The sequence below is a fragment of the Aquabacter sp. genome (assembly GCF_965279295.1).
Classification (GTDB): Bacteria; Pseudomonadota; Alphaproteobacteria; order Rhizobiales; family Xanthobacteraceae; genus Aquabacter.
In genome coordinates this window covers 1-12268 of record NZ_CBDIHQ010000014.1, presented here as the reverse complement: position 1 = coordinate 12268, position 12268 = coordinate 1, and the positions used below count along the sequence as shown (strand labels likewise).

15 protein-coding genes and 2 pseudogenes are annotated in these 12268 nt (G+C 65.5%); 12 read left to right on the top strand and 5 right to left on the bottom strand.

Annotated features, from left to right (window positions below; all coding sequences use genetic code 11):
- Positions 1 to 2: 2 nt before the first annotated feature.
- A complete protein-coding gene (locus tag ADADO0_RS09090; protein WP_511304812.1) occupies positions 3 to 191 on the top strand; it encodes a hypothetical protein in 189 nt (62 codons plus the stop codon).
- A gap of 44 nt (positions 192 to 235) precedes the next feature.
- Here ADADO0_RS09090 and pcaD read toward each other — a convergent pair whose 3' ends face one another.
- From pcaD to ADADO0_RS09065, 5 genes are all read right to left on the bottom strand, one after another.
- Positions 236 to 1012: a 3-oxoadipate enol-lactonase gene (pcaD, locus tag ADADO0_RS09085; RefSeq protein WP_511304811.1), complete on the bottom strand. Its 777-nt coding sequence runs from the start codon at positions 1010 to 1012 to the stop codon at positions 236 to 238.
- Positions 1013 to 1118: 106 nt separating this feature from the next.
- Positions 1119 to 1328, bottom strand: a complete 210-nt coding sequence (locus ADADO0_RS09080) for a DUF3126 family protein (protein ID WP_511304810.1) — start codon at positions 1326 to 1328, stop codon at positions 1119 to 1121.
- Positions 1329 to 1385: 57 nt separating this feature from the next.
- A complete protein-coding gene (gene cysE / locus ADADO0_RS09075; RefSeq protein WP_511304809.1) occupies positions 1386 to 2246 on the bottom strand; it encodes a serine O-acetyltransferase in 861 nt (286 codons plus the stop codon).
- 83 nt (positions 2247 to 2329) lie between these two features.
- Entirely contained in the window at positions 2330 to 3082 is a 753-nt protein-coding gene (locus tag ADADO0_RS09070) for an alpha/beta fold hydrolase (RefSeq protein ID WP_511304808.1), read from the bottom strand.
- 94 nt (positions 3083 to 3176) lie between these two features.
- Positions 3177 to 3806 carry a TetR/AcrR family transcriptional regulator gene (locus ADADO0_RS09065; protein ID WP_511304807.1) on the bottom strand — a complete coding sequence of 210 codons (630 nt, stop codon included), beginning with the start codon at positions 3804 to 3806 and terminating at the stop codon, positions 3177 to 3179.
- A gap of 158 nt (positions 3807 to 3964) precedes the next feature.
- Between ADADO0_RS09065 and ADADO0_RS09060 the strand changes: the two genes are divergently transcribed.
- The 11 genes and pseudogenes from ADADO0_RS09060 to ADADO0_RS09010 form a co-directional block, all read left to right on the top strand.
- Positions 3965 to 5161: an acyl-CoA dehydrogenase gene (locus ADADO0_RS09060; RefSeq protein WP_511304806.1), complete on the top strand. Its 1197-nt coding sequence runs from the start codon at positions 3965 to 3967 to the stop codon at positions 5159 to 5161.
- Positions 5162 to 5381: 220 nt separating this feature from the next.
- Positions 5382 to 6167: an ABC transporter ATP-binding protein gene (locus ADADO0_RS09055; RefSeq protein ID WP_511304805.1), complete on the top strand. Its 786-nt coding sequence runs from the start codon at positions 5382 to 5384 to the stop codon at positions 6165 to 6167.
- A complete protein-coding gene (locus ADADO0_RS09050) occupies positions 6160 to 6861 on the top strand; it encodes an ABC transporter ATP-binding protein (RefSeq protein ID WP_511304804.1) in 702 nt (233 codons plus the stop codon). The genes ADADO0_RS09055 and ADADO0_RS09050 overlap by 8 nt, the downstream gene beginning before the upstream one ends.
- A 13-nt stretch (positions 6862 to 6874) precedes the next feature.
- A pseudogene (locus tag ADADO0_RS09045) lies at positions 6875 to 7750 on the top strand (branched-chain amino acid ABC transporter permease); the annotation flags it as partial.
- 87 nt (positions 7751 to 7837) lie between these two features.
- Positions 7838 to 8776, top strand: coding sequence for a branched-chain amino acid ABC transporter permease (locus ADADO0_RS09040; RefSeq protein ID WP_511305078.1), 939 nt, complete (start codon positions 7838 to 7840; stop codon positions 8774 to 8776).
- A 106-nt stretch (positions 8777 to 8882) separates the two neighbouring features.
- Positions 8883 to 10148 carry an ABC transporter substrate-binding protein gene (locus ADADO0_RS09035; RefSeq protein ID WP_511304803.1) on the top strand — a complete coding sequence of 422 codons (1266 nt, stop codon included), beginning with the start codon at positions 8883 to 8885 and terminating at the stop codon, positions 10146 to 10148.
- A 42-nt stretch (positions 10149 to 10190) separates the two neighbouring features.
- Entirely contained in the window at positions 10191 to 10814 is a 624-nt protein-coding gene (locus ADADO0_RS09030; protein ID WP_511304802.1) for a helix-turn-helix domain-containing protein, read from the top strand.
- Positions 10795 to 10962 carry a cupin domain-containing protein gene (locus ADADO0_RS09025; protein WP_511304801.1) on the top strand — a complete coding sequence of 56 codons (168 nt, stop codon included), beginning with the start codon at positions 10795 to 10797 and terminating at the stop codon, positions 10960 to 10962. Before ADADO0_RS09030 ends, ADADO0_RS09025 begins: the two co-directional genes overlap by 20 nt.
- A 10-nt stretch (positions 10963 to 10972) precedes the next feature.
- Positions 10973 to 11095 carry a hypothetical protein gene (locus ADADO0_RS09020; RefSeq protein ID WP_511304800.1) on the top strand — a complete coding sequence of 41 codons (123 nt, stop codon included), beginning with the start codon at positions 10973 to 10975 and terminating at the stop codon, positions 11093 to 11095.
- A gap of 16 nt (positions 11096 to 11111) precedes the next feature.
- Entirely contained in the window at positions 11112 to 11930 is an 819-nt protein-coding gene (gene lhpI, locus ADADO0_RS09015) for a bifunctional Delta(1)-pyrroline-2-carboxylate/Delta(1)-piperideine-2-carboxylate reductase (RefSeq protein ID WP_511304799.1), read from the top strand.
- A 53-nt stretch (positions 11931 to 11983) separates the two neighbouring features.
- Positions 11984 to 12268 (top strand): annotated as a pseudogene (locus ADADO0_RS09010) (hypothetical protein); the annotation flags it as partial.

The following is a 12268-nucleotide window of genomic DNA, read 5'->3' as shown; positions in this document are numbered from 1 at the left end:
CCATGGCCGTGAGAATGCCCCTTGTGCGCTGCCGGGTCGTGAGCGGCGTGCTTATGGCCGGCGTGCTCATCACCGTGGCCAGAATGGTCATGGCCGGAGTGCCCGCCCCCGGCATGGTCGTGGTCGCCGCCGGTCCTGCTGGTGTCGCCCGCCATGATCCATCCCCGCTCGCATCAAGCCGGCTTCAGTAAACACCATTCGGTGTCATTGCGGTGTCGCCTTAAGCGCACACCACTTACGTCAGAAACCCTTCAACCAGTCCCGCGAAGGCCTCAGGCATCTCGATGGAGGACATGTGCGCGCAGTCCAGGACCTCGCGGCGTGCGCCGGGAAGGTGGGCGGCGATCAGGTCCCCACAGGAGTCCGGTGTGGAACGGTCCCTGGCACCGATAATCACCATGGCCGGCACAGATACCTGCTTCAACGCCTCGCGGAAATCCATGTCCCGCATGGCGCAACTGGTGCCCATGTAGCCGCCCGCCGGCGTGTCCACGATCATCTGCCGCACCGGCGAAACCTTGGCCGGCTGGGCGGCGAGAAACTCGGGCGTGAACCAGCTTGCGACCACCGCATCGGCCACCGAAGCCGTGCCGGCGGCGCGGATATGCTTGATCCGCCCCTCCCACAGGCGCGGCGGGCCGGCATGGGCGGTGGTGTTGGCGAGCACCACCCGCTTCAAACGGCCAGGCGCGTTGAGCGCCATCCATTGCCCCACCATGCCGCCGAGGGAAAGCCCACACAGATCGACCCGGGGAATGTTCAGTGCGTCGAGAATGTTCAGGAGATCGCGGCCGAGATCGCCCATGGAATAAACCGCATCCGGCGCGGCGCTTTGCCCATGGCCGCGCGCGTCGTAGCGGATCACCCGGAAGCGGGCTGCGAGGCGGGGAACGATGCTGTCCCACATTTCAAGGGAAGTGCCCAGTGAATGCGCGAGAACCAGCGGTGGCGCGGTTTCCGTACCGTCTAAAGCGATGCGGAACCTCTCTCCGGAGAAGCTAAGGAAGGGCACGGGAAACCTCGGGTCTTCAATAAGCCCGGTCTATCCCCGGCGGGGGCAGGAGGGAAGACATCCGCGCCCGAAAAGGGTTCCCCGGCAACGCCGGGGAACCCTTTGCTCAGTCGAGATCGGCGTCGAGAATGGCCATCTGGAAATTATAGGAGAGATCGCCATCCTCGTCGTCCTTGTAGAGGACGCCGATGAATTCATCCCCGAGATAGACCTCGGCGGAATCCTTCTTCTTCGCCTGCGCCGTCACCTTGATCTGCGGGTTGCCGAACAAGGTGCGAAGATAGCGCTGAACGCGCTCCAGCTCGGTCTTTTCCAAACGTCAGTCCTCCAGGGGTACGAATGGCCACCGCGGCGGCCACGTTGTGCGGGCGGCTCAGATGTCCGCTCCGGCGAAGATGTGATCGTCGAACATCTGGTCCATGGCGCGCGCCGGCTCGGCGCACCCAGCCTCCCCCACCACCTTTGCGGGGATGCCCGCGACCGTGGTGTTGTGCGGCACCGGCTTCAGCACCACTGAGCCAGCCGCGATGCGGGCGCAATGGCCGACTTCGATGTTGCCCAGAATTTTCGCGCCGGCGCCGATCAGAACGCCACGGCGAATTTTCGGGTGGCGGTCTCCGGTTTCCTTGCCGGTGCCGCCCAAGGTCACGCCCTGAAGGATCGATACATCGTCCTCGATCACCGCAGTCGCACCGATGACGATGCTGGTGGCATGATCGAGGAACAACCCACGGCCCACGGGGACCGCCGGGTGGATGTCCACAGCGAACACCGAGGAGGCGCGGCTCTGGAGGTAGAGGGCGAAGTCCTTTTTCCCCTGCATCCACAGCCAATGGGCGAGACGGTGGGTCTGGAGCGCGTGGAAGCCCTTGAAGTAGAGCACCGGCTCAAGCGCGCGCGTGGCCGCGGGGTCACGGTCCAGTACCGCCATGATGTCGGCACGCAGCGCCTGGGAAATGGAGCGATCTCCCGCAACCGCCTCATGATAGGTGGCGCGGATAATGGAGCCCGGCAGCTCGGCGTGGTCGAGCCGCGCGGCGATGCGCGCGCCGATGACAGCCTCCAGGCTGTCATGGCCAAGGATGGCGCCAATGAAGAAGCCGGCCAGCAGCGGCTCCTTCTCGGAGGCTTCGTCGGCCTCATTTCTAAGGCGCGCCCACACCGGGTCGACCACGTCGTGCCAACGCTCACTGGTTGCCTTGGTGACAGGCGTCTGGAACAGGGGTTGCGGCATTCCTGCCTCCCAATGGATCATTTTCGCGACCGTTCTAGCACACGGGACGGCAGCGGCGCACCCCGCCGATGCATAACCGACCTTCAGGGTCTGCGGGATAGGAAATCCAGAACGCCCTGCTTGAACACCTTGTCACCCACTGCGGGGTTATGGTCGCGGCCGGGAATATCGAGCGCCGCGCCATGGGGCAGCAAGGCGGCAAGCTCCTGAGCGGAGCCGGCGATGGCATCCCGCGTGCCGACCGCCACCAGCGCCGGCTGGCGGATCTGTGCCACCTCCTCGCGGCTAACGCTTTGGCGAGACCCACGAATGCAAGCCGCCAGCGCTTTCAGGTCCGCCTTGTTGGCATCGCCGAACGCCCGGAACATGCGCCCCATGGGGTCTGTAACATCATCAAGGCTCGGTGCTTCCAGAGCTTCCGCGATAGATTGCGGGAGCCCGCCGCCATCCACCAGATGGATGCCGAGCCCACCCATTACCAGGGATCGCACGGCTTCGGGATAGAGCAGCGCCATCTGCGCCGTGACGCGGGCGCCCATGGAATAGCCGACGACATCCGCTCGCGCGAGACCAAGATGCTCCAGCAGGCGCAGTGCATCCTTGGCCATGAGGCGGGTATCGTATTGGTTCGGCTCATAAAGTTTCACCGAGGCGCCATGGCCGCGATGGTCGAAGGCGATGGCGCGGCGTCCCGCACCGGTGAGCGTCTTGAACCAGGAGGTGTTGACCCAGTTGACCTCCTTGGTGGAACCGAAGCCATGGATCAGCAGGACCGGATCGCCAGTGCCCTCTTCCACATAGGCAAGTTCCAGTCCATCGGAGGAAAAGGTCGGCATGGTGTCCTCGGCATGGTGTTCGCGGCGATCCGGGCAGGTCTATAACGGATGGCTCACTTGCGATCACCACAGAATATCGTGTCCTGACAGGTGACTACGCCCTCGGCCGTAGCCCCTGGGCAATGAGGTCGTAATATTCGCAGGCGACGTCCTGGGCGCTCTTGGTGCCGCCGGGCCTGTACCAGCGCGTCATCCAACTCAGAAGCGACAGCACCGCACGCCCGACCACTGCGGGGTCGGCATGCTGGAACGCTCCGATGGCGACGCCGTCGGCGATGATCTTCCGCAACAATCCTTCGTGGGCATCGCGCAGGCGTATCGCGTCCTGCTTCAGCTTTGCATCGGCCATGCCGGAGAAGCCGACCAGCATGGTGACGAAACTGTCCGTGTTGTCAGAGAGATATTGCGCATGGGCGATCATGAAGCGCCGAAGCTGTTCGGGCGGCGGGTCGTCCGGCAGCACCGCTTCCTGGCTGGCGTCATGGAGCCCGGAGAGAGTCGCGATGATGATAGCGTCGTAGATTTCTTGCTTGGAGCGGAAGTAATTGTAGATCGCCCCCTTTGAATAATTCATGGCGGCCGCGACCTCGTTGAGGGAGCTGGCCTCATAGCCTTTCGCGGCGAATTGCCGGGCGGCCTCGCGCAGAATGACGGCGCGGGGGTCTGCGTTCAAAGGCGGGCGGCCGATGCGGCGGGCCGGCCTGTCCTCCGGAGAAACCGCCACGACGCGTTCTCCCGGCTGAATTTTCAGCTTGTTTCCATGCCCCATGAACATGCACCTTGTGGCCGGACGAAGCTTCCCAAGATCGAAACCTATTTACATTCCTACCGGACGGAATGTAAATAGGTTTAGGACAGTCCGGGCAATCGGAGGAGGCATCTATGGCGGCGGCAACGGGGAAACTGAGCTTCGATTGGGAAGACCCTTTCGACCTGGAGGGGCAGCTGACCGAGGAGGAGCGGTTGGTGCGCGATACGGCGCGCAATTATGCCCAGGAAAAGCTGCTGCCGCGTGTCACCTCGGCCTATATGGACGAACGCTTCGACCGCGAAATCATGAGTGAAATGGGAGACTTAGGCCTCCTCGGCTCGACCATCCCGGAGACCTATGGCGGAGCTGGCCTAGGGTATGTAAGCTATGGGCTGGTGGCCCGTGAGGTCGAGCGGGTGGATAGTGGCTATCGCTCGGCCATGAGCGTCCAATCCTCCCTCGTCATGCATCCGATCTTCGCTTACGGCGACGAGGCGCAGCGGCTTAAGTACTTGCCAAAGCTTGCGTCTGGCGAATGGGTCGGCTGCTTCGGCCTGACCGAACCCGATGCCGGCTCCGATCCTGCGGGCATGCGCACGCGGGCGGACAAGATCGACGGCGGCTATCGCCTCAATGGCGCGAAGATGTGGATTTCGAACGCGCCGATTGCTGATCTAGCCGTGATTTGGGCAAGATCGACTGCGCATGGCGATGCGATACGTGGCTTCATTGTCGAACGCGGGGCCAAGGGGCTTTCGACCCCCAAGATCGGCAACAAGCTCTCGCTGCGCGCCTCCATCACCGGCGAAGTGGTGATGGATAATGTCGATATTCCCGAGGAAAATCTTCTCCCCAACGTGTCGGGTCTGAAGGGTCCGTTCGGCTGCCTTAACCGGGCGCGCTTCGGCATCGGCTGGGGCGCCATGGGCGCGGCGGAAGCCTGCCTCTCGGCGGCACGGCAATACACGCTGGACCGCAAGCAGTTCGGCAAGCCGCTGGCGGCGAACCAACTCGTCCAGAAGAAGCTGGCGGATATGTCCACCGACATCGCCTTCGGCCTCCAGGGATGCCTGCGCGCCGGCCGGCTGTTCGACGAGGGGCGCCTGCCGCCGGAGACCATCTCCTACCTCAAGCGCAACAATTGCGCGAAGGCCCTGGACATCGCCCGCATGGCTCGGGACATGCACGGCGGCAACGGCATCTCGGCCGAGTTCCATGTGATGCGGCATTCAGCAAACCTGGAGACGGTGAACACCTACGAAGGCACCAGCGACATCCATGCGCTGATCATCGGCCGGGGCATCACCGGCATCCAGGCGTTCTTCTGAGATCCTCTCCGCCCCCACCAACGACTTCGATCCGATGCCCGGCCTTGTGCCGGGCATTTTCGTTTGCGCGTCCCCGACAAGAAATAAGTTTCCGATATTGAACAACTGAAACTTTCCGTTACGATCCTCTCCAACAAGGCGTGAAGAGGGGAATGGGAGCGGGTTGCCGACGCGCCACGGCGAACGCTCCAAAGGCCGGCACCGCAGGTCCGCAGCGCGGATGGGCGAGGCCGTTGCCGCACAGCGAGGCCGTGCCGTGTACGTGCTCGAAGCCCGTGGACTGAGCCGCGAGTTCGGCGGTTTCAAAGCCGTCTCAAACGTGGATTTCGGCCTGGAACAGGGCACGATCCACGCTGTCATCGGCCCGAACGGCGCCGGCAAGACCACGCTGTTCAACCTGCTCACCAAATTCCTCGACCCATCGTCCGGCCGCATCTTCCATCGCGGCGACGACGTCACGAAGCTGCGCCCCCCGGCCATGGCGCGGCGCGGCGTGGTGCGCTCGTTCCAGATCTCGGCGGTGTTCGCCGGGCTCACGGTGCGGGAGAATGTCGAACTGGCGCTGCTGAACGCGAACGGCATCGCCTGGAGCCTGCTGGGCAAGGTGTCCGGCCATCCCGCCGTGCGGCGCCGGGCCGACGAACTGATCGAGACCTTCGGCCTTCAGGAACACGCCGATGCCCGCGCCGCCAATCTCTCCTATGGCCGCAAGCGGGTGCTGGAACTGGCGACGACGCTCGCCATCGATCCCGAGATCCTGCTTCTGGACGAGCCCATGGCCGGGCTCGGACACGAGGACATCGGCCGCGTCACCGCGTTGATCCGGCAGGCGGGCGCCGGCCGCACCATCCTGCTGGTGGAGCACAATATGCGCGTCGTGGCGGACCTTGCCGACACCATCACCGTGATGGTGCGCGGCGAAATCCTGGCCCGCGGCAGCTATGCCGAAGTCTCCGCCCGCGCCGACGTGACCGCCGCCTACACCGGAGGGCAGCACCTTGGATGAGACCCTGAAGATCAAGGCCCTCAAGGCCTGGTACGGCGAATCCCAGGCCCTGCACGGGCTGGATTTTGAGGTGCGCGGCGGCGAGGTGGTGACGCTGCTCGGCCGCAACGGCGCCGGAAAGACCACCGCGTTGCGCTCCATCATGGGTTTGGTGCCCAAGCGCGCCGGCTCCATCCGCTTCGGCGCCACCGAACTGGTGAACGCCCCGCCCCACCGCATCGCCCGCACCGGCATCGCCTTGTGCCCCGAGGAGCGCGGCATCTTCTCCAGCCTCAATGTGCGCGAGAATCTGATGCTGCCGCCCAAGGTGCGCCCCGGCGGCATGGAGCCGGAAGACATCCTCGACCTGTTCCCGAACCTGCGCGAGCGGCTCGACAGCCAGGGCACCAAGCTCTCCGGCGGCGAACAACAGATGCTGGCGCTGGCCCGCATCCTGCGCACCGGCGCACGCATCCTGCTGCTCGACGAGCCCACCGAGGGCCTCGCGCCCGTCATCATCGCGCAGATCGGCGCCACGGTGCGCAAGCTCAAGGCGCTGGGCTTCACCATCCTTCTGGTGGAGCAGAACGTCGCTTTCGCCGCCGGGCTGGCCGACCGCCACTACGTGGTCGAACTCGGGCGCGTGGTGGACGAAATCCCCGGCGCGGCGCTGGCGGGCCGCATGGATTCGCTCAAAACCTATCTCGGCATCTGAGGAGGACGAGGCCATGACCATGATCTTCGGCGTGCCCTCGGCGGTGCTGTTCGGCCAGCTTCTCCTTGGGCTCATCAACGGCGCCTTCTACGCCATGCTCAGCCTTGGGCTCGCGGTCATCTTCGGGATGATGAACATCGTCAATTTCGCCCATGGCGCGCTCTATATGATGGGCGCGCTGGGGGCCTGGCTGCTGCTGGAATATCTTGGTGTCGGCTATTGGTGGGCGCTGCTGCTGGCGCCGCTCGGGGTCGGGCTGTTCGGCATTCTCATCGAGCGGACAATGCTGCGGCCGCTTTACAAGCTCGATCATCTCTACGGCATGCTGCTGACCTTCGGCCTGTCGCTGATCATCCAGGGGGTGGCGCGGGATTGGTTCGGCTCCTCCGGCCAGCCCTATGCCATTCCCGCCGCGCTCACCGGCGGCACCAATCTCGGCTTCATGTTCCTGCCCACCTACCGCGCCTGGGTGATCGTCGCTTCGCTGGTGGTGTGCCTGGGCACATGGTTCATCATCGAGCACACCAAGCTCGGTTCCTATCTGCGGGCGGCGACCGAGAACGCCCCGCTGGTGCAGGCGTTCGGCATCAACGTGCCGCGCATGATCATGCTGACCTACGGCGCCGGCGCGGCCCTGGCGGCGTTCGCCGGCGTGCTGGCGGCGCCCATCTATCAGGTGAGCCCGCTCATGGGCGCGGACGTCATCATCGTCGTGTTCGCGGTGGTGGTCATCGGCGGCATGGGCTCGATCATGGGCGCGGTGGTGACGGGCTTTTTGGTGGGGCTGGCGGAAGGGCTGACGCGCACCTTCTATCCTCAGGCCTCCACCACGGTGGTGTTCGTGCTGATGGCGATCGTGCTGCTGCTGCGGCCGGGCGGCCTGTTCGGCTCGAAGCCGGAGGCGGTGGCGGGCGCCCATGCGGTGATCGAGGCGCCCCCTTCCTCCCCGAAGGTCGAGCGGGCGGTGTTCGCCGCCATGGCGGTGCTGCTGCTCATCGCGCCAGCCTTCGTCTATCCCGGCTTTCTCATGAAGGCGATGCTGTTCGGCCTGTTCGCCTGTGCCTTCAACCTGATCGCCGGCTACGGGCGGCTGGTATCGTTCGGCCACGCCATGTTCCTGGGCTCCGCCGGCTATGTCTGCGGCCATGCCGCCAAGGTGTGGGGCCTTCCGCCGGAACTCGCCATCCTCGCGGGAACCGCGACCGCCGCCCTGCTCGGCCTCGCGTCCGGCTGGCTCGCCATCCGGCGCAGCGGCATCTATTTCGCCATGGTCACGCTGGCGCTCGGCCAGATGGTCTATTTCGTTGCCCTCCAGGCGCCGTTCACCGGCGGTGAGGACGGGCTTCAGAATATTCCGCGTGGCACGCTGTTCGGCCTGTTCAACCTGGCCGACCCCAAGGTGCTGTATCTGTTCGTCCTGGCGATTTTCCTGCTCAGCTTCCTGCTGATCGCCCGTGTGGTGAAGTCGCCGTTCGGGCAGGTGCTCCAGGCGATCCGCGAGCATGAGCCCCGCGCCCAGTCACTGGGCTTTTCCACCGACCGCTACAAGCTCGTGGCCTTCACCCTCTCGGCGACGCTGGCGGGCCTCGCCGGCTCCACCAAGGCGGTGGTGGTGCAGCTCGCCACCCTCACCGACGTGCACTGGACCATGTCCGGAGAGGTGTTGCTCATGGCCTTCCTCGGTGGGGTGGGCACGCTCTACGGGCCGCTGGTGGGCGCGTTCATCGTCATCGCCATGCAGACCTATCTGGCCTCGCTGGGCCAATGGGTCACGGTGATCCACGGCGCCATCTTCGTCGCCTGCGTGCTGGCATTCCGGCGCGGGCTGGTGGGTGAACTGATGGCCTTTCTCGCCCGCAGAAGCCGGGGGGCGACGCCCCCGGCCGCCGCGCGGCCGGCTCCCGATGCCGCCTAGAATTTCTTATTTCGTATTTTTGTATCCGATACGAAACTTATGCGTTGAATGGTGAATGTCCGAGGGATAGCATCGCCTCACTTCCAGATAAAAAAGGGAACAAGCCATGGTTCAGGACCTCTCGTTCCAATGGCGGGGCGCCGCGGCGGCGCTCGGCTTCTGTGCCCTCCTCGCCTCCGGGCCTGCCGGTGCTCAAACCACGCCCGCTGCCGCCCCTGCGGCGGCTGGCAAGCTCAGCGATGATCAGGTGAAGATCGGCGTGCTCACCGACATGTCCGGCCAGTGGTCGGATATGAACGGCCCCGGCTCGCTGTTGGCCGCGCAGATGGCTGCCGAGGATTTCGGCGGCACCGTGCTCGGCAAGCCGATCGTCATCGTCGGCGCCGACCACCAGCAGAAGGCGGACATCGGCGTCGGCATTGCCCGCCGCTGGATCGAGAACGAGCAGGTGGACGTCATCTCCGACGTCACCAACAGCGCCATCGCCCTGGCGGTGCAGCAGCTGACCAAGGACGCCAACCGCGTCGCCCTGTTCTCCTCGCCCGGCACCACCGACCTCACCGGCAAGCAGTGTTCGCCCACCGGCTTCCAGTGGGTCTATGACAATTATTCCAACACCGTCGCGCCGGTGAACGCCCTGATCAAGCAGGGCAAGAAGACTTGGTATTTCGTCACGGCGGACTTCGCCTTCGGCCAGTCGCTCGAAAAGATCGGCATGGCGCAGGTGAAGAAGGACGGGGGCACGGTGGTCGGCTCGATCCGCAACCCGTTCAACTCCCCCGACATGTCGCCCTATCTTCTGCCGGCTCAGGCCTCCAAGGCTGAGGTGATCTTCCTCGCCAACGCCGGCAAGGACCTCACCACTGCGATCAAGCAGGCCAATGAGTTCGGCATCGTCGCCGGCGGGCAGTCGCTGGTGGGGCCGGTGATGTTCATCTCCGACGTCCACGCCCTCGGCCTCCAGACCGCTCAGGGCACCTCCTTCGTCGAAGGCTTCTATTGGGACACCAACGACGAGACCCGCGCTTGGGCCAAGCGCTTCTTCGAGCGCCGCAAGGCGATGCCGACCGCACTCCAGGCCGGAGTCTATTCCTCCATCACCCATTATCTCAAGGCGGTCCAGGCGGCCGGCACGGACGAGGCCAAGGCGGTCGCGGCCAAGATGAAGGAAATGCCGGTCAACGACTTCTTCGCCAAGAACGGCAAAGTGCGTGAGGACGGGCGCATGGTGCACGACTTGGCCCTGGTCGAGGTGAAGAAGCCTTCGGAATCCAAGTACCCGTGGGATTACTATAAGATTCTCGCCACGATTCCCGGGGACCAGGCCTTCCTTCCGCTGTCGGAAAGCGAATGCCCTCTGGTGAAGAAATAAAGGACGGGGCCGGGCTTGCGCCCACCCCCAGGAGGAGTATCCATGCCGCGCGTTGCCGAACCGAAACGCTCCGCCCGAGGCGCTCGTGCGTCCCGTGCGGACGAGACCGGCATCGCGCCGGTGCCGGCCGAGCGTCCGGCGGAACGTGAAACGCCGGCGCGCGGCAAGCGGACCGAACCCGAGGTGGTGGTTCAGTCCAATGTGATCCCCGCGCATTTCGCCGGGGAACGGGGCGGCGCGGGCGACCGCGTCGACCTGGGGCTGAAGCTGAAGCGCATGCGCACCGACAAGGGTTGGACCCTGGAAGAGGTGAGCCAGCGCACCGGGGTCGCGCGCTCCACCTTGTCCAAGATCGAGAACGGGCAGATGTCGCCCACCTATGATGTCCTCCAGCGGATCACCCGCGGGCTGGACCTCGACCTGGTGGAATTGTTCGACACCCGCAGGCAGGTGGCGCCGGGCGGCCGGCGCAGCGTGTTCCGCGCGGGCGAGGGCAAGCAGCATCCGACCCGCACCTATCATTACGAGGTTCTGGCGACAGACCTGTCGCGCAAGCAGATGCTGCCGTTCAAGGCCAAGATCCGCGCGCGCAGCCTGGATGATTTCGCCGGCTGGGTGGCGGCACGAGGGCGAGGAATTCGTATGCGTGATCTCCGGGCAGGTTGAGGTGTTCACCGAATTTTACGCCCCCGTGGTGCTGGCGCCGGGCGACAGCATCTATTTCGACAGTGCGATGGGCCATGCCCTGGTCTCGGTCAGCGACGAGGAGGCGGAGGTGCTGTGGATTTGCACCGGCGCCGTGCGGATGGATTGAGGAGTTGACGATGGTGCGTGTGCTGAATGCCGAGCAGGTCCATGCGCAGCTGGGCTATCCCAAGCTGGTGGCAGCGCTGGAGCGGGCGTTCGCGGAGGGGGCAGAGCGAGGCGCCCGTCCGGCAGGCATATGAGGTCGGCACCGGCGGCGTGCCCGCGCATCTTCTCACCATGCCGGTGTGGCGGCGCGGCGATGCCATCGGCGTGAAGCTGGTCAATGTCTTCCCCACCAATGCCGCCATCGGCCTCGGCGCGGTGCATTCGCTGTTCGTGCTGTTCGACGGTGAGACCGGCGCGCCCCGCGCCATCATCGATGGGGATTCGCTCACCAACCGGCGCACGGCGGCCAGTTCCGCGCTGGCCTCGACCTATCTTTCCCGCCCCGACAGCAGCACTCTGGTGGTGGTCGGCACCGGCCATCTCTCACGCTATCTCGCGGCCGCCCATTGCAGCGTACGGCCGATCACCCGCGTGCTGATCTGGGGCCGCTCGGCGGAGAAGGCGGCGGCCATGGCCGCAGGCCTGCGCGCCACCGGACTTGCGGCCGAGGGCGTCACCGACCTTTCCGCCGCCGTCGGACAGGCCGATATCATCGCCTGCGCCACCACCTCCACCGTCCCCCTGGTGCTGGGCGCGGACGTGAAGGCCGGCACCCATGTGGATCTGGTCGGCGCCTTCACCAAGACCATGCGCGAGAGCGACGATGCGCTGATCGCCAAGAGCGAAGTCTATGTCGACACCCGCGCCGGCGCCTTCGCCGAGGCCGGCGACCTGCTGCTGCCGGTGGCGGCGGGCACATTCTCGCTCGACAAGGTGCGTGGCGATCTGTTCGACCTGTGCTCCGGTAAAGTCGCGGGACGCGCGAACGCCGCCGACATCACGCTGTTCAAGTCCGTGGGCACGGCGATCGAGGATCTGGTGGCGGCGGAACTGGCGACGGCGGAACCGCCGCTCGCCCGCGCGTCTTGAGTTGAGATGGCGGCTCCCCGCACCGGCCGGGCGGCGCGCCGCAGGAGATGGCCATGACCATCCACCAGAAGGAAGGGTTCTGCACGCTGTGCCGCTCGCGGTGCGGCACGATCAACCTCGTCGAGGACGGGCGGCTGCTGGCGGTGAGGCCGAACCCCGCCCATCCCACCGGCAAGGCGCTCTGTCCCAAGGGCCGCGCCGCGCCGGAAATCGCCCATAGCGCGCGGCGCCTCACCTCCCCCATGCGCCGGACCGCCCCCAAGGGGGCGGCCGATCCCGGCTTCGTGCCGATCTCCTGGGACGCAGCGCTGGAGGAGATCGCCGGCCGCCTCTCGGGC